This is a genomic window from Vibrio aquaticus, assembly GCF_003970385.1.
In the GTDB taxonomy this organism is placed as follows: Bacteria; Pseudomonadota; Gammaproteobacteria; order Enterobacterales; family Vibrionaceae; genus Vibrio; species Vibrio aquaticus.
The window spans coordinates 29,544-45,844 of sequence record NZ_RXZH01000012.1; the positions used below are offsets into that span (position 1 = coordinate 29,544).

Annotated in this window: 14 protein-coding genes; 6 read left to right on the plus strand and 8 right to left on the minus strand. The window is 46.5% G+C overall.

The genetic code is table 11. The features are described from left to right. Positions 1 to 3: 3 nt before the first annotated feature. A complete protein-coding gene (gene ilvA / locus EJ063_RS18180) occupies positions 4 to 1,551 on the plus strand; it encodes a threonine ammonia-lyase, biosynthetic (protein WP_126575730.1) in 1,548 nt (515 codons plus the stop codon). Between the two features lie 246 nt (positions 1,552 to 1,797). Then, the gene (acuI, locus tag EJ063_RS18185) at positions 1,798 to 2,778 is read left to right on the plus strand and encodes an acrylyl-CoA reductase (NADPH) (RefSeq protein ID WP_126575731.1); all 981 of its coding nucleotides are present in this window, start codon (positions 1,798 to 1,800) and stop codon (positions 2,776 to 2,778) included. Positions 2,779 to 2,900: 122 nt separating this feature from the next. Here acuI and EJ063_RS18190 read toward each other — a convergent pair whose 3' ends face one another. Together EJ063_RS18190 and EJ063_RS18195 are read right to left on the minus strand one after the other, a co-directional pair. After that, positions 2,901 to 3,842 (minus strand): LysR family transcriptional regulator, encoded by a 942-nt coding sequence (locus tag EJ063_RS18190; RefSeq protein ID WP_126575732.1) that lies wholly within the window; start codon positions 3,840 to 3,842, stop codon positions 2,901 to 2,903. A 152-nt stretch (positions 3,843 to 3,994) separates the two neighbouring features. Continuing rightward, entirely contained in the window at positions 3,995 to 4,186 is a 192-nt protein-coding gene (locus EJ063_RS18195; RefSeq protein WP_126575733.1) for a hypothetical protein, read from the minus strand. A 133-nt stretch (positions 4,187 to 4,319) separates the two neighbouring features. Between EJ063_RS18195 and tusA the strand changes: the two genes are divergently transcribed. Next, the gene (gene tusA, locus EJ063_RS18200; protein ID WP_053439990.1) at positions 4,320 to 4,568 is read left to right on the plus strand and encodes a sulfurtransferase TusA; all 249 of its coding nucleotides are present in this window, start codon (positions 4,320 to 4,322) and stop codon (positions 4,566 to 4,568) included. Positions 4,569 to 4,613: 45 nt separating this feature from the next. On the opposite strand, the gene EJ063_RS18205 is transcribed toward tusA, so the two are convergent. Together EJ063_RS18205 and EJ063_RS18210 are read right to left on the minus strand one after the other, a co-directional pair. Next, positions 4,614 to 4,874 carry a hypothetical protein gene (locus tag EJ063_RS18205; RefSeq protein ID WP_126575734.1) on the minus strand — a complete coding sequence of 87 codons (261 nt, stop codon included), beginning with the start codon at positions 4,872 to 4,874 and terminating at the stop codon, positions 4,614 to 4,616. 161 nt (positions 4,875 to 5,035) lie between these two features. Beyond that, positions 5,036 to 5,590 (minus strand): TMEM165/GDT1 family protein, encoded by a 555-nt coding sequence (locus tag EJ063_RS18210; RefSeq protein ID WP_126575735.1) that lies wholly within the window; start codon positions 5,588 to 5,590, stop codon positions 5,036 to 5,038. Positions 5,591 to 6,043: 453 nt separating this feature from the next. Here EJ063_RS18210 and glyQ point away from each other — a divergent pair, with 453 nt between their 5' ends. The 3 genes from glyQ to EJ063_RS18225 all read left to right on the plus strand — a co-directional run bounded on the left by glyQ (position 6,044) and on the right by EJ063_RS18225 (position 10,537). Then, on the plus strand, positions 6,044 to 6,982 hold the full coding sequence (glyQ, locus tag EJ063_RS18215; protein ID WP_126575736.1) for a glycine--tRNA ligase subunit alpha: 939 nt from the start codon (positions 6,044 to 6,046) through the stop codon (positions 6,980 to 6,982). 2 nt (positions 6,983 to 6,984) lie between these two features. Next, the gene (glyS, locus tag EJ063_RS18220) at positions 6,985 to 9,066 is read left to right on the plus strand and encodes a glycine--tRNA ligase subunit beta (protein ID WP_126575737.1); all 2,082 of its coding nucleotides are present in this window, start codon (positions 6,985 to 6,987) and stop codon (positions 9,064 to 9,066) included. A 220-nt stretch (positions 9,067 to 9,286) separates the two neighbouring features. After that, positions 9,287 to 10,537, plus strand: a complete 1,251-nt coding sequence (locus tag EJ063_RS18225) for a valine--pyruvate transaminase (RefSeq protein WP_126575738.1) — start codon at positions 9,287 to 9,289, stop codon at positions 10,535 to 10,537. Between the two features lie 227 nt (positions 10,538 to 10,764). Here EJ063_RS18225 and EJ063_RS18230 read toward each other — a convergent pair whose 3' ends face one another. The 4 genes from EJ063_RS18230 to dnaN all read right to left on the minus strand — a co-directional run bounded on the left by EJ063_RS18230 (position 10,765) and on the right by dnaN (position 16,264). Continuing rightward, a complete protein-coding gene (locus tag EJ063_RS18230; RefSeq protein ID WP_126575739.1) occupies positions 10,765 to 11,199 on the minus strand; it encodes an Hsp20 family protein in 435 nt (144 codons plus the stop codon). Positions 11,200 to 11,648: 449 nt separating this feature from the next. Further along, the gene (gyrB, locus tag EJ063_RS18235) at positions 11,649 to 14,066 is read right to left on the minus strand and encodes a DNA topoisomerase (ATP-hydrolyzing) subunit B (RefSeq protein WP_126575740.1); all 2,418 of its coding nucleotides are present in this window, start codon (positions 14,064 to 14,066) and stop codon (positions 11,649 to 11,651) included. Positions 14,067 to 14,079: 13 nt separating this feature from the next. Further along, positions 14,080 to 15,162 (minus strand): DNA replication/repair protein RecF, encoded by a 1,083-nt coding sequence (gene recF / locus EJ063_RS18240; protein ID WP_126575741.1) that lies wholly within the window; start codon positions 15,160 to 15,162, stop codon positions 14,080 to 14,082. Between the two features lies 1 nt (position 15,163). Beyond that, positions 15,164 to 16,264 carry a DNA polymerase III subunit beta gene (dnaN, locus tag EJ063_RS18245; RefSeq protein ID WP_126575742.1) on the minus strand — a complete coding sequence of 367 codons (1,101 nt, stop codon included), beginning with the start codon at positions 16,262 to 16,264 and terminating at the stop codon, positions 15,164 to 15,166. Positions 16,265 to 16,301 lie beyond the last annotated feature (37 nt).

Consider the following 16,301-nt stretch of genomic DNA (forward strand, 5'->3'; position numbering starts at 1 on the left):
CTTATGAGTGACTCTTTATTCTCAGGACAAGAGCCTCAGACTGGCGCAGATTACCTGCGCCAGATCTTACGAGCGCCTGTCTATGAAGTGGCAACGGTAACGCCACTTCAAGAGATGCCTCGCCTTGCAGAGCGAATTGGTAACAATGTGCAGATTAAGCGAGAAGACCGCCAGCCGGTACACTCGTTTAAACTGCGTGGCGCGTACAACATGGTCGCGAGCCTGACCGAACAGCAAAAAGCCGCAGGTGTGATTGCCGCGTCAGCAGGTAACCATGCCCAAGGTATGGCGCTATCAGGGACAAAGCTCGGCATTAAGACCACTATCGTGATGCCAAAAACCACACCCGATATCAAAGTCGAGGCAGTACGTGGCTTTGGCGGTAACGTGGTTCTACATGGCAGCAACTTTGATGAAGCGAAAGCTGAAGCAGAGCGTCTGTCTGCTAAACATGGCTACACCTTTGTACCACCATTCGATCACCCACTAGTGATTGCAGGTCAAGGTACGATTGGTATGGAGATGCTGCAGCAAAATGGCCACCTCGATTATATCTTCGTTCCTGTCGGTGGCGGCGGTCTAGCTGCTGGTGTTGCGGTGCTGGTTAAACAGCTAATGCCTGAAATCAAAGTGATCGCCGTTGAGCCAGAAGATTCAGCCTGTCTAAAAGCAGCGCTAGATGCAGGTGAACCGGTGGTGCTTGATCAAGTCAGCATGTTTGCCGATGGTGTTGCGGTTAAGCGCATTGGTGAAGAGACCTACCGTCTATGTGAAAAGTACATTGATGGTCATATCTCAGTTTCAAGCGATGAAATTTGTGCAGCGGTAAAAGACATTTTCGAAGACACGCGTGCAATTGCCGAACCTTCGGGCGCTTTAGCACTAGCTGGCCTGAAAAAGTTTGCTGAACAAAATGAGCTCAAAGACAAACAACTTGGCACAGTGCTGTCAGGGGCTAACACCAACTTCCATGGTCTACGTTACGTCTCTGAGCGTTGTGAGCTGGGTGAAAAACGTGAAGGTCTATTGGCTGTCACCATCCCTGAACGTCAAGGTGCATTCTTTGAGTTCTGTAACTTGATTGGTGGCCGTGCAGTGACTGAGTTTAACTATCGCTACAACGACGACCAACTGGCGAACATCTTTGTGGGTGTTCGTCTGCAAGGTGGCCAAGAAGAGTTAGATAACATCATTCATGATCTGCGTGACGGCGGCTACCCAGTAGTTGACCTCTCTGATGATGAAATGGCGAAGTTGCACGTGCGCTATATGATTGGTGGTAAACCTTCAAAGCCACTCAAAGAGCGTCTTTACAGCTTCGAGTTCCCAGAATACCCAGGTGCACTCGTGAAATTCTTAAGCACGCTCGGTACTCACTGGAACATCAGCTTGTTTAACTACCGTAACCACGGTGCTGACTACGGCCGAGTGCTGTGTGGCTTTGAGCTCGACGAATCTGATCTGTCGAAGTTCTCTGCTCACCTGCGTGAACTGGGCTATCAATGTAAGGACGAAACCGACAACCCGTCGTATAAATTCTTCCTTTCCTAGTCAGTCGTAAACGTATTTGAAAGTCTCTAATCGTCTGGGTTAGAGGCTTTTCTCTATCCTCTACAAATTCGTATCGAACATTTCCGATAGATAAAATCTTCTTCTCACTCTCTCACCCGTGAATAACTCTTAGACAAAATGCGTGATGCGCATAGATATAATGCTAAAGTTTCATTTTTGTCATAGCCAGTTTAGGTCTACACTAAATCCAGTTTCTAAATTGCTGCTCTATTTGTGGAGATCACTATGTTTAACGCACTGATTCTAAACCAAGAAGAAAAACGTACTATCGCAACCATCGAACAGATCGATGAAGCCCAATTGCCAGAAGGCGAAGTACTGATCGATGTTGATTACTCATCACTAAACTACAAAGACGGTTTAGCAATCACGGGTAAAGGCAAAATCATCCGCAACTTCCCTATGGTGCCGGGCATCGACCTTGCTGGTACAGTAGTGAGCTCTGAAGATGGTCGCTACCAAGCCGGTGACAAAGTTGTCCTAACTGGTTGGGGCGTGGGTGAAAACCATTGGGGTGGCATGGCACAGCGTGCACGTCTAAAAGCAGACTGGCTAGTACCACTACCACAAGGCCTAGACAGCAAAAAAGCGATGATGGTCGGTACAGCAGGCTTTACTGGCATGCTGTGTGTTCAAGCACTACTTGATGCAGGCATCAAACCAGAAGATGGTGAAATTCTAGTGACTGGCGCAAGTGGTGGCGTTGGCTCGGTAGCAGTCACACTGCTGGGTCAGCTAGGCTATAAAGTGGCTGCAGTAACAGGTCGCGTTGAACAAAACGGCCCACTACTTGAAAAACTTGGCGCTAGCCGCATCATCGACCGCGTAGAATTTGAAGAGCCAGCACGCCCGCTTGAAAAGCAAATCTGGGCAGGTGCGGTTGATACTGTCGGCAGCAAAGTGTTAGCGAAAGTACTGGCGCAAATGGATTACAACAGCGCAGTAGCCGCTTGTGGTCTGGCTGGTGGTTTTGACTTACCAACTACAGTAATGCCGTTTATTCTGCGTAATGTACGTCTGCAAGGTATCGACTCAGTTTCATGCCCAACCGAAAAACGTATCGCGGCATGGGAAAAACTGGTTGAGCTACTACCAGATAGCTACTTCGAGCAAGCGTGTACTGAAGTAGAGCTCGCTGACGCGCCAAAATACGCGGAAGACATCACCAACGGTCAAGTAACAGGCCGCGTTGTTATCAAGCTTTAGTCGATTAACGGCACAATGTCATTCCTTAGAGTGAGGAGCGAACGAGTAAGGAATCTCTAAACGCGAGAGATTCCGGACATTTCGTTCCTCAATTCCGGAATGACATTTCTAATTCTATTCGATCAATCCAAACCAATATCTTCAATTCGTTTGGCAATCAAGCGACTGCACTCTTCCTTTACGATTCCACGTAACCATTCCTGAGCAGGAGAATGCTCACAACGCGGATGCCAGATCATCGAGTAATCAAACGGCGTAAACTGGAACGGCAGTGGCTTTATCACTAAGTCATAACGCTCGGCGACTAAATAAGCTAAATCAGCGGGCACAGTAATAATGATTGGCATAGTATCAATGATCGCCAGCGCCGCTTCTAAATGGTAAGCACGCAGCACCATCTTACGCTTCGGCTGATCAACGAGTGCCCCCTCGATTAATGCCTTAACCCCGTCACTGATCGCAATCATCGCATGAGGATAAGTGAGATAATCCGCCAAGCTCATTTCTTTGTTGGCTAACGGGTGCTGCTTTGAGAGTAAACACAGCACACCAACACGACCTAAAATTTCACTGCGCAGCGGCTCTACTGGGCCTATCGGGCGACAAATGGCTAAGTCGGCATTCTCGTAAGTGAGCTGATCGGCTAATCGATCATGCTGCAAAGGCAGAAAGTTAAAGGAAACGTTCGGTGCTTCTTGATAAATACGAGGTAAAGCAAATGGCAAAATAGTTTGCATCGCATAGTCAGTCGTCGCAATGGTAAAGGTCTGCTCAAAGCTTTGTGGGTCAAACTCTAATGGCGAAAGCAACTGACGCAAAGACTCTAGCGGTTCACCTAAACAGCGATCCATTTCAAGCGCTTTCTCGGTCGGGATTAGGTGTTGGCCTTGGCGGGTAAATAAAGGGTCGCCAAGCATCTCTCGCAACCGCCCAAGCACTCGACTCATCGCTGATTGACTGAGATTCAAACGATGAGCGGCTTTGCTCACGCTACACTCTTCGATCAACACGCGAAGCGCGACCAGCAAGTTGAGATCTCGGCGATAAATGTCTTCTAATTCCACGTGAGTCACTCATTTTCTATCAAGGTGACGTGAATTGTACCTTTTTCAGGCAAAAAAAATCCCGCTTTTCAGCGGGGAAGCCCAAGAAAACTGGGGATAGTGTCGGAATGTAGTTGAGCGTAGTGCAAAACGGATAACAGTTGGAAGAGCTCTTACCCGTTCTCTTGTTCTTCAGATGCGCTCGGCCAGCGATGCATCTCAAGCCAAATCCCTACCACCGTCGCGCCCATACCAAGCAATGGCATAAACGAAGACGGTTCGGATGGTGAACGTAAAACAAGTGCGCAAAAAGAAATAAAACACAGCACAGAGTAGATTGTTAAACGATCTAAAGCTGTTAGCATGCTTGCCTCTTGTTAATTGTTACCAACTTGTTAACTAAGTTAAAACAAAATGATCACTTTGCCAAGGGGTTATTGAATATTTTTTCTCCACAAGTATCATCTAGCCCTAATTGAGGTAAATGAAGATATGACCATGACATTCAACCCACAGCAGGCCGATAAAACCCTAGAGGCAGAAGGATTACGTTGCCCAGAGCCAGTGATGATGGTCAGGAAGACAATTCGAAACATGCAAGATGGTGAGGTTTTATTGGTGAAAGCCGATGATCCATCGACAACACGCGACATTCCTAGTTTTTGCCGCTTTATGGATCATCAACTGATAGATTCTCAAACTGAAGAGCTACCTTTTCAGTACCTAATCAAGAAAGGCATGGAGTAATCTCTGTCTCAGAAAACAAAACGGCAGCCAAATGGCTGCCGTTTTTTATTCGTCATATTCGAGGGTGTGGACTTCGCTTTGCAACTTACTCAGCTGCTTTCTCATCGCCCGCATTTCTTCATGCATTGGGATAATGTGCGCAACACGGATCCAAGCTTCGACCGTCAATCCAGTCAAAATAAAAGACCCAGCAACGATAGGTAACCACATATCGGTTAGCACCATCGCTAACAAGCACAAAGCTAGACCAAAAGTGAACAAGTAACTCTGACTTTTTGGGGTCATCCCCATGTAACGTGTAAGCATAACCTTGCCCTCTCGCTATCATTCACAAGGTTAAATTACCATGACAATGATGACACTAATATGTCCGCGATCACGACTTTACACGATACTCAACCAAACCTTACTCGCGTTCTACTTCACCGACAGTTATTGATATTTAACACCACAATCACGAATGTTCATTACAGAATAGCAGCACCAATCGCCAAGCCAACAAACAGTAAAGCCGTGACTTTTCGAATCAGCGCAAGCGGCATTTTATCAGCTGACAACTTACCAATAAGAACAACCGGAACGTTCGCGAGAAGCATACCGATAGTGGTACCTAGAATAACCATCATCAGGGCATCGGCATACTGAGCGCCAAGAATCGAAGTTGCGATTTGAGTTTTATCGCCAATCTCAGCCACGAAGAACGCAATGAAACTGGCAATAAACGGGCCACGGTTAGAAATCTGTTCATCGTCATCCAACTTGTCTGGAATCAGAACCCACGCCGCCATGGCAATAAAACTGACCACCAGCACCCACTTTAAGGTTTCAGGCGTCATGTAATCGGCAACAACCACACCCAACCATGCAGCTAATGCATGATTTGCAATCGTAGCGAAAAAAATGGCGGCAATAATAGGGATCGGTTTGCGGTATCGACTGGCTAACAGTAGAGATAAAAGTTGGGTTTTATCACCAATTTCCGCTAAGGCTACGGTGGTGATGGAAATAGCTAAAACGCTCACGACATGCTCTTTATAGGGCGGGAATAGTATATTTAACCAAAGACAAACCTCATGCCCCACCCCGGTTCATGATGATTTGTCTAAGGTCTTGCTAAACCACATCGGCGTATTGTTATAGTTGGCCGATATTGGGTCTCGAATGCCATGATGATTTTGCATCAATTATGTTGACAGACGAACCTATTATCCCAGTGTTGATAGATAGGTAAGCTACTCCCCAAAGACGGCGTGATTTTATCCACCTCACGGCCGATACTCAACCTTCAAACTGCAAATAAACTCCCTTTTAGTGGAAATCAGTTAGATAAGTCGGAAAAATTCCACTAAAGGATATTTTTGGCTACCAATTAATCAAGATTAGCGCTACTCCCATGCCAAATATCTGGGTATACTTGATTGTTATTTTTCTCTGTTTCAAACAGACCTTTTACTCAAAGAATTGCGCGAATTACTATGCAAAAATACGATATCAAAACCTTCCAGGGAATGATCCTCGCGCTGCAGGATTACTGGGCACAAAACGGTTGTACCATTGTTCAACCTCTAGATATGGAAGTAGGTGCGGGCACCTCTCACCCAATGACATGTCTACGTGCACTTGGCCCAGAGCCAATGTCGACAGCTTACGTTCAACCTTCACGTCGTCCTACCGATGGCCGTTATGGTGAAAACCCGAACCGTCTGCAGCACTATTATCAATTCCAAGTAGCCCTAAAACCTTCTCCAGATAATATTCAGGAGTTGTACCTAGGCTCACTTGAAGTTCTTGGTATCGATCCGCTAGTTCACGATATTCGCTTCGTAGAAGACAACTGGGAAAACCCAACGCTAGGCGCATGGGGTCTTGGTTGGGAAGTATGGCTAAACGGCATGGAAGTGACTCAGTTTACTTACTTCCAGCAAGTTGGCGGCCTTGAGTGTAAGCCTGTAACCGGTGAGATCACTTACGGTATCGAACGTCTAGCAATGTACATCCAAGAAGTAGACTCTGTTTACGATCTTGTATGGAACGTAGCACCAGACGGCAGCAACGTGACTTACGGTGATATCTTCCACCAAAACGAAGTTGAGCAATCAACCTACAACTTCGAGCACGCTGACGTAGATTTCCTATTCACTTTCTTCGACCAGTGCGAGAAAGAGTGTAAAGAGCTACTTGAGCTAGAGAAGCCGCTACCGCTTCCAGCTTACGAGCGCATTCTAAAAGCGGGTCACGCGTTCAACATTCTTGATGCGCGTAAAGCTATCTCTGTTACAGAGCGCCAACGTTACATCCTTCGTATCCGCAACCTGACTAAATCAGTTGCTGAAGCATACTACGCATCACGTGAAGCGCTTGGCTTCCCAATGTGTCGTACCCAAGAACAAAAAGTTCAAGGCGAGGAGAAGTAATCATGGCTAAAGAATTTCTAATTGAGCTGGGTACTGAAGAGCTACCACCAACGCAACTTCGCACTCTAGCGGAAGCGTTCGCAGCAAACTTCGAAGCTGAGCTAAAAGGCGCAGACCTAGCACATGAAGGTGTGAAATGGTACGCCGCTCCTCGTCGTCTAGCACTTAAGGTTTCAGCGCTAGCTGAAGGCCAAGCAGACAAAGTGGTTGAGAAGCGCGGTCCTGCAGTTTCTGTGGCATTCGATGCTGACGGCAATGCAACTAAAGCGGCTCAAGGCTGGGCACGTGGTAATGGCATCACTGTTGAACAAGCTGACCGTCTAGTGACAGACAAAGGCGAATGGCTACTGTTCAAACAAGAAGTAAAAGGCCAAGCAACGTCTGAAATCGTTGTTGAGCTGGCAGCAAAAGCACTGGGTAACCTGCCTATCGCTAAGCCAATGCGTTGGGGTAACAAGACAACTCAGTTTATCCGCCCGGTTAAAACGCTAACTATGCTAATGGGCGCTGACCTTATCGAAGGTGAGATCTTAGGCGTAGCATCAGACCGCACTATCCGTGGTCACCGCTTCATGGGTGAGCAAGAGTTCACTATCGAATCTGCAGAGCAATACCCAGCGATCCTAGAAGAGCGCGGTAAAGTAATGGCAGATTACGAAGCGCGTAAAGCGATCATCCTTGCTGACTCACAAAAAGCAGCAGCAGCGGTTGGTGGTACAGCGGATCTAGAAGATGACCTAGTAGAAGAAGTGACTTCTCTGGTTGAGTGGCCAGTAGTGCTAACTGCGAAGTTTGAAGAAGAGTTCCTAAAAGTACCTTCTGAAGCGTTGGTTTACACCATGAAAGGTGACCAGAAGTACTTCCCTGTCTACGATGACAACAAGAAGCTACTGCCTAACTTCATCTTCGTTTCAAACATCGAATCAAAAGAGCCTCGCTACGTAATCGAAGGTAACGAGAAGGTTGTACGTCCACGTCTTGCGGATGCAGAATTCTTCTTCAACACTGACCGTAAGCGTCCTTTAATCGATCGTCTACCTGAGCTAGAGCAAGCTATCTTCCAGAAGCAGCTTGGTACTATCAAAGACAAGACTGACCGTATTACTGAACTTGCTGGCTACATCGCTGAGCAAATCGATGCTGACGTTGAAAAATCTAAGCGTGCTGGTCTACTAGCGAAATGTGACCTAATGACCTCTATGGTATTCGAATTTACCGATACTCAAGGTGTAATGGGCATGCACTACGCAACTCACGATGGTGAAGACGAGCAAGTTGCACTAGCACTTTACGAACAGTACATGCCTCGTTTCGCTGGTGACGATCTACCAAGCACAGGCATTTCTTCTGCAGTTGCAATGGCAGACAAGCTAGACACTATCGTAGGTATCTTCGGTATTGGCCAAGCACCTAAGGGTTCAGACCCATTTGCACTTCGTCGTGCATCTCTAGGTGTACTACGTATCATCGTAGAAAACGGCTACAACCTAGACCTAACAGACCTGATCGCGAAAGCGAAGTCTCTGTTTGCCCAAGAAGATGGTACTAGCCGCCTGACTAACGACAACGTTGAAACTGATGTTATTGAATTTATGCTTGGTCGTTTCAATGCATGGTACAAAGACGAAGGCTTCAGCGTGGATATCATCCAAGCGGTACTGGCTAACCGTCCAACCAAACCAGCAGACTTTGACCAGCGCGTAAAAGCGGTATCTCACTTCCGCGAGCTAGAAGCCGCAGAAGCACTAGCCGCAGCAAACAAGCGTGTAGGTAACATCCTAGCGAAATTCGACGGTGAACTCGCTGCAGAAATCGACCTAGCACTTCTTCAAGAAGACGCAGAGAAAGCACTAGCAGAAAGCGTTGAAGTAATGACAGAAGCGCTAGAGCCAGCGTTCGCTACAGGTAACTACCAAGAAGCGCTAAGCAAGCTAGCGGGTCTACGTGAGCCTGTTGATGCATTCTTCGATAACGTAATGGTAATGGCAGACGACGAAGCTCTGAAGAAGAACCGTCTAACGCTACTGAACAACCTACGTAACCTGTTCCTACAGATCGCAGACATCTCTTTACTGCAAAAGTAAGTCTTAAGATAAACGCCTCAAGACCTTACTTTAAGTAAGACCTTTAAAGCCCAACTTCTCGGAGTTGGGCTTTTCTTTATCTCTCGTCTTGTATACCTCGATTTAGTGCTTTTCGTCTTATGGTCATTGAGGTATGTTCAAGGATTACTCTGTTGGTCAGCCACGCTCTGATCGCTCTACACTTAAAGCAATGACAATAATGAATTAGGTACAATCAGCAATGCAGTTTTCTAAGTTTGGTGAGAAATTTAATCAGTACTCAGGTATTACTCAGTTAATGGATGATTTGAATGATGGTTTACGTACTCCGGGTGCCATCATGCTCGGTGGAGGTAACCCCGCCGCCATTCCAGCCATGCTCGATTACTTTCAGCAAACCAGTGAAGAGATGCTTGCCAGTGGAGAACTTGTCGCGGCCATGGCCAACTACGATGGCCCACAAGGTAAAGATGCGTTTGTTAAAGCACTCGCACAGCTGCTGAAAGATACCTATGGTTGGGACATCTCAGAAAAGAACATCAGCTTAACCAACGGCAGCCAGAGTGGTTTTTTCTACCTATTTAACCTGCTCGCAGGTCAACAGCCGAATGGTTCACACAAAAAGATTCTACTGCCTCTAGCGCCTGAATATATTGGCTACGGTGACGCAGGTGTCGATGAGGACATCTTTGTTTCTTATCACCCAGAAATTGAACTGCTCGAGAATGGCCTATTTAAATACCACGTTGACTTTGAGCAACTGAAAGTCGATGACTCCGTAGCAGCGATTTGTGCCTCTCGTCCTACTAACCCAACCGGTAACGTACTGACTGACGAAGAAATCCATAAACTGGATAAGTTGGCGCGTGAGAACAACATTCCATTGATCATCGATAATGCCTACGGCTTGCCGTTCCCAAATATCATTTTTGAAGATGTTGAGCCGTTCTGGAATGAAAACACCATTCTATGTATGAGCCTATCTAAGCTTGGTTTGCCAGGTGTGCGCTGCGGTATTGTGATTGCGCGTGAAGAAGTCACCCAAGCGATGACCAACATGAATGGCATTATCAGCCTAGCGCCGGGAAGCTTAGGTCCAGCGATTGCCAATCGTATGATTGAGAAAGGCGATCTACTAGAGCTGAGTTCAAATGTCATCAAGCCGTTCTACCAACAGAAATCTCAACGTGCTGTTCAGCTCCTGCAAGAGGCGATTACCGATGAGCGCTTCCGTATTCACAAACCCGAAGGCGCTATCTTCCTTTGGTTATGGTTTGATGAGTTGCCTATCACCACAATGGAGCTCTACAAACGCCTTAAAGCTCGTGGTGTATTGATTGTGCCTGGTGAGTATTTCTTTATTGGCCAAGAAGATGATTGGGAACACGCACGTCAGTGTCTGCGCATGAACTATGTACAAGATGACGAGATGATGCAGAAAGGCATTAAGATGATTGCCGAAGAAGTTGAGAAAGCGTACCAACAAGGTTAGCACTTATCCGTGACCTGAATAGCGATGGCTTTCCAAGTCGCTTGAGCAAGATTCATTACTAGGGATAAGCACAATTGCTATGTCTACGCATACTTGCCGCAATCGCTACACAGGTCGCGTATATCCCATCGAGCTAGATACAAAAAAAGAGCACCGCCTTTTTCAAGGTAAGGGTGCTCTTTCACTCTTATTCCCGACATATTCTGGCTAGTTAAAGCCTGTGGTGATTAACCTTCGATTAGGTTATTGCCACCAATCGCAATTTTACGTGGCTGCATTGCTTCTGGGATTTCGCGCTCTAGGTCAATATGAAGTAGACCATTTTCCATGCTTGCACCCACCACTTTTACGTAGTCTGCTAGCTGGAATTTACGTTCGAAATCACGCTCTGCGATACCTTGGTATACGTAGGTCTTTTCAGCTTCTGTTTTACGCTCCCCCTTCACGATCAACATATTTTCTTTTTGAGTAAGGTCTAGCTGATCTTCAGCAAAGCCTGCAACTGCCATAGTAATACGGTAGTTGTTCTCATCTTTTTGCTCGATGTTGTAAGGAGGGTAACCGCCAGAAGTGTTCTTCGATGTGTTCGCTTCCATCATGTTGAATAGACGATCGAAGCCAATTGCGTTGCGGTAAAGTGGAGTGAAATCTACAGTTCTCATAATGCTATCCTTTTAGTAAGCAATAGTCCTAGTCGTGAGTTTGCGCGAATCTACTTTGTATAGATTGCTGCCGACTAAGGGATTTATCCTCTACTCCTCGGGCTCTGTTAGCGCTGGGACGTAGTAATAAATCGATTAAATTGTGCGCCTCTAAAGTCATCCTCTCTTGAGCGATGCCTTATTAGCGAATCCAGAGGTCTGTTTCTTCTCTCTTGAGCAAGACAGCTTCCCTCTTCACAAATAGATATGTGGTTGAGGAAAATTAGTTTCAAGGGATCGGATTAAAAAATTTTCACTACGCTTCTAGAGATCCCCAACTCGGTCGTTCCTCCCTCTTGAGGATGACGCTCCAGCCAATTGAAAAATAGTTAAATATCCACTGATACAAAAAAGCACCGTCCAATGGACAGTGCTTTTAATAGTTTAGGATTCTTTATAACTAAAGAAATCTATACATCCAAGTTGGCAACCTTGAGGGCATTCTCTTCGATGAAGTTACGACGAGGTTCAACTTGGTCACCCATTAGTGTCGTGAACAGTTGGTCAGCGCCTACTGCATCTTCAATCGTTACTTGCATCATGCGGCGAGTTTCTGGGTCCATTGTGGTTTCCCAAAGCTGATCTGGGTTCATCTCACCTAGACCTTTGTAGCGCTGTAGACTTAGACCACGACGTGACTCTTTGATTAACCACTCTAGTGCTTCAACAAAGCTTGAAACAGGCTGAGTACGCTCACCACGCTTGATGTAAGCCCCCTCTTCAATCAAGCCCTCTAACGCTTCAGACAGAGAAGCAAGCTTGCCATATTCTTTCGAGTTGATGAGATCGATACTTAGAACGTGCTCGTGTGTCACACCGTGAGTACGAACCACAATCTTCGGTAGGCTTAAACCTAGCTCAGCGTGTTGTTCTACTTCAAAGCTGTACTGGCTTGCGCCCACTTCTTTCGCATTTAGCTGATCAACAAGCTGCTTAGTCCAAGCTTCTACTGTTGATGCATCATGACACTGCTCTGCCGTTAGACGAGGCGTGTAGATTAGCTCATGTACTAGTGCACGTGGGTAGCGGCGGCTCATACGATCCACCAGCTTAATACCCGCATTGTATTGCTGAACTAGCTTCTCTAATGCTTCACCTGATAGCGCTGGCGCTTCTGGGTTTACGTGTAGAGCAGCGTTGTCTAGAGCAAGAGCCACTTGGTACTGGTTCATTGCATCTTCATCTTTGATGTACTGCTCTTGTTTGCCCTTCTTCACTTTGTAAAGTGGTGGCTGAGCGATGTACACATAGCCGCGCTCAATAAGCTCTGGCATTTGACGGTAGAAGAAGGTCAATAGCAGCGTACGGATGTGCGAACCATCGACATCGGCATCGGTCATGATGATGATGTTGTGGTAACGCAGTTTGTCCGGGTTGTACTCGTCACGACCGATACCACAACCTAGTGCTGTGATTAGCGTTGCTACTTCTTGTGAAGACAGCATTTTGTCGAAACGTGCTTTTTCAACGTTAAGAATCTTACCTTTTAGCGGTAGGATTGCTTGGTTCTTACGGTTACGGCCTTGTTTTGCGGAGCCGCCTGCCGAATCACCCTCCACTATGTAGAGTTCAGAGAGTGCAGGGTCTTTTTCCTGACAGTCAGCCAGTTTACCTGGTAGACCCGCTAAATCGAGCGCGCCTTTACGACGAGTCATTTCACGAGCTTTACGCGCGGCTTCACGAGCACGTGCTGCGTCGATAATCTTAGAACAAACCATCTTCGCTTCTGTTGGGTTCTCAACTAGGAACTCAGACAGTTTCTCACCCATTGCCGATTCAACCGCAGATTTCACTTCTGATGAAACCAGCTTGTCTTTGGTTTGGCTTGAGAACTTAGGATCTGGCACTTTCACCGAAACAACTGCCGTTAGACCTTCACGCGCATCATCACCTGATGTCGCAGTCTTCGCTTTCTTCGAGAAACCTTCTTTGTCCATGAACGAGTTCAGGGTACGAGTTAGAGCTGCACGGAAACCAGCAAGGTGAGTACCACCATCACGTTGAGGGATGTTGTTAGTGAAACAGTAGATGTTTTCTTGGAAACCATCGTTCCACTGCATCGCTACTTCAACTGAAATACCATCTTCACGTTCAAAATCGAAGTGGAAGATTTTCTCGATGATAGGTGTTTTGTTGGTGTTTAGGTGATCAACGAACGCTTGGATACCACCTTCAAACATGAAGTGGTCGCTCTTGTCTTCTTCACGCTCATCTTTAAGCTTGATAGAAACACCAGAGTTTAGGAATGATAGCTCGCGTAGACGTTTTGCTAGAATATCGTAGTGGAATTCAGTGTTAGTGAACGTCTCGCCACTTGGCCAGAAACGGATTTGAGTACCGGTTTTATCCGTATCGCCTACTACCGCTAGTGGCGCTTGAGGCTCACCGTGATGGTAAGTTTGTGTATGGATATGACCACCGCGGTGGATAGTAAGTGTCACTTTTTCTGATAGCGCGTTTACTACCGAAACACCTACACCGTGTAGACCACCCGATACCTTGTATGAGTTGTCATCGAACTTACCACCAGCGTGAAGTACCGTCATGATCACTTCTGCTGCAGATACTTTCTCTTCTGGGTGCATTTCCGTTGGAATACCACGGCCATCATCGCTTACCGAAACTGAGTTGTCCTCATGAATTGTCACAATGATGTCTTTACAGTGACCAGCTAACGCTTCATCAATTGAGTTATCCACCACCTCAAAAACCATGTGGTGCAGACCGGTGCCATCATCCGTGTCGCCGATGTACATACCAGGACGCTTACGAACCGCATCCAGACCCTTTAGTACCTTAATACTCGATGAATCGTAATTTTCAGACATGAGTTATCTTCCGCTATATATTTTGCTCTATTGTGCCATGTTCCACATGGAACATCCTGCCATTTTCATCTCGCATATCAGCAATCTGACTGTCAGTAATAGAGCTTACAAAAACTTGAGCCCCCGTCTCTTTCAAGCAGTCTGCTAGACGCTTACGACGTTGGCTATCTAATTCAGAGGCAAAGTCATCAATTAAGTAGATGCATTGCTTGCCCGTCATCTCAGTCAGGTGCTGCCCTTGCGCGACACGCAGTGCACACACCATCAACTTTAACTGACCTCGTGACAGCACATCTTCAACTGGTGTGCCATTCACTTTGATGCGTAAATCGGCTTTATTAGGCCCACTGAAGGTGTAGCCGAGTGCCTGATCACGCTCGAAATTCTTTTCTAGTAATTCTTGGTAAGGGGTGTCTTTGTCCCAACCTCGATAATACTTTAATTGGATATCAAATTCTGGCAAAAACTCTTGGCAGATTTGCTCCGCTTTGACTTTCATTTGTTCAACGTAAGTCGCTCGCCATTGACTGATGTTTTCAGCCAACCTTGCCATCTCTTGATCCCAATAACTGAGCTCTCGATAGCTAGAGGCGGTTTTTAATAATGCATTGCGCTGCTTGTTAAGACGTTTAAATCGTCCCCACGCATCGTAGAATGCCGACTCGGTGTGAAAAACTCCCCAGTCGATAAATGAACGTCTGTGCTTCGGCCCATCGGTCAGCAAATCAAACCCTTCAGGGTGAATCAACTGAAGTGGTAGAACCTGCGCCAGTTGTGCCAATTTTTGGCCAGATTGACCGCCTATTTTAACCTCTGTTGAGCCGTCACGCTGCTTATTAATGCCAATTGGTAGCTCAAATTGATCCGAGTTCAAAAAACGACCATGAACAAACAGTTCATTGCACTCATTTTGAATCACTCTGCCGGTCAATGAGCTCTTGAATGAGCGGCCATGGCCCAAGAGGTAAATAGCTTCTAAGACACTGGTTTTGCCACTGCCATTCGGCCCAATAAGAAAGTTAAAGCCTGCTGACAGGTTAATGTCACAGGCTTCGATGTTTCTAAACTGTTTTATAATAAGACGAGAAAGCGGCATGCTAGAGTCGAATCGGCATTACCACGTACATGGCACTGTCATCATCCGCATTTTCTATCAGCGCACTGGCATTGGCGTCTGACATCGATACGCGAACCTTTTCACAGCGCAAGGTATTCAGAACATCTAAGACATAGCTGACGTTGAAACCTATCTCAATAGGCTCTCCCTCGAAGCTAACATCCAGCATCTCTTCTGCTTCTTCTTGCTCTGGGTTATTGGCCGTAATGCGCATTTCTGTGTCCGCTAAGTTCACACGAACACCGCGGAATTTTTCATTGGATAGAATCGCAGCACGTGAAAAGGCTGAACGTAACTCATCACAGCTTGCTTCTAGCGTTTTGCTGGTGCTTTGCGGCATTACGCGGCGGTAGTCAGGGAATCGACCATCCACCAGCTTAGAGGTAAACACGTAGTTGTTCACTTCCGCACGAACGTTTGAGCTACCGATTTGCAGAACCACAGGCTGCTCTGGTGCATCAAGCAATTTCACAAGCTCTAAAACGCCTTTACGTGGCACGATAATTTGCTTTTGTGCGAAATCCGCACCCAGTTGTGTTTGCGATACCGCCATACGGTGGCCATCGGTGGCAACACTGCGCAGTGTCGAACCATCAATCTCAAACAACATACCGTTGAGGTAGTAACGCACGTCTTGGTTTGCCATTGAGAATTGTGTTTTCTCGACCAAACCACGAAGTTCAGCTTGAGTCAGTGATACTTCAACTTCACTCTGCCAATCTTCAATATTTGGAAAGTCATTCGCAGAGATGGTGGATAGAGAGAATCGGCTGCGACCAGAACGAACTTGTACACGATCACCTTCTAGAACAAAAGTGATCACAGAATCGTCTGGTAGGCCACGACAGATATCAAGGAACTTACGCGAAGGAACCGTGATACTACCCGCTTCAAATTCGCCTTCCAAAGTAACGCGGCTGATCAGCTCAACTTCGAGGTCTGTCGCCGTCATTGATAGCACGTTGTCTTCTACTTTTAACAGCAAATTACCTAATACAGGCAAAGTAGGACGGCCACCCAGTGCACCCGAAACTTGTTGAAGGGGTTTCAGCAGGTGACTACGCTCAATGGAAAATTTCATAGGATGCTCTTAATCCGAATTCGTTGGTGATTTCGTT

What these genes read in the sequence shown, in the direction of transcription:
- ilvA (WP_126575730.1), top strand. Translation starts at nt 4, where the DNA reads ATGAGTGACTCTTTATTCTCAGGACAAGAGCCTCAGACTGGCGCAGAT.
- acuI (WP_126575731.1), top strand. Translation starts at nt 1,798, where the DNA reads ATGTTTAACGCACTGATTCTAAACCAAGAAGAAAAACGTACTATCGCA.
- EJ063_RS18195 (WP_126575733.1), bottom strand. Translation starts at nt 4,186, where the DNA reads ATGCTAACAGCTTTAGATCGTTTAACAATCTACTCTGTGCTGTGTTTT.
- tusA (WP_053439990.1), top strand. Translation starts at nt 4,320, where the DNA reads ATGACATTCAACCCACAGCAGGCCGATAAAACCCTAGAGGCAGAAGGA.
- EJ063_RS18205 (WP_126575734.1), bottom strand. Translation starts at nt 4,874, where the DNA reads ATGCTTACACGTTACATGGGGATGACCCCAAAAAGTCAGAGTTACTTG.
- glyQ (WP_126575736.1), top strand. Translation starts at nt 6,044, where the DNA reads ATGCAAAAATACGATATCAAAACCTTCCAGGGAATGATCCTCGCGCTG.
- glyS (WP_126575737.1), top strand. Translation starts at nt 6,985, where the DNA reads ATGGCTAAAGAATTTCTAATTGAGCTGGGTACTGAAGAGCTACCACCA.
- EJ063_RS18225 (WP_126575738.1), top strand. Translation starts at nt 9,287, where the DNA reads ATGCAGTTTTCTAAGTTTGGTGAGAAATTTAATCAGTACTCAGGTATT.
- EJ063_RS18230 (WP_126575739.1), bottom strand. Translation starts at nt 11,199, where the DNA reads ATGAGAACTGTAGATTTCACTCCACTTTACCGCAACGCAATTGGCTTC.
- gyrB (WP_126575740.1), bottom strand. Translation starts at nt 14,066, where the DNA reads ATGTCTGAAAATTACGATTCATCGAGTATTAAGGTACTAAAGGGTCTG.
- recF (WP_126575741.1), bottom strand. Translation starts at nt 15,162, where the DNA reads ATGCCGCTTTCTCGTCTTATTATAAAACAGTTTAGAAACATCGAAGCC.
- dnaN (WP_126575742.1), bottom strand. Translation starts at nt 16,264, where the DNA reads ATGAAATTTTCCATTGAGCGTAGTCACCTGCTGAAACCCCTTCAACAA.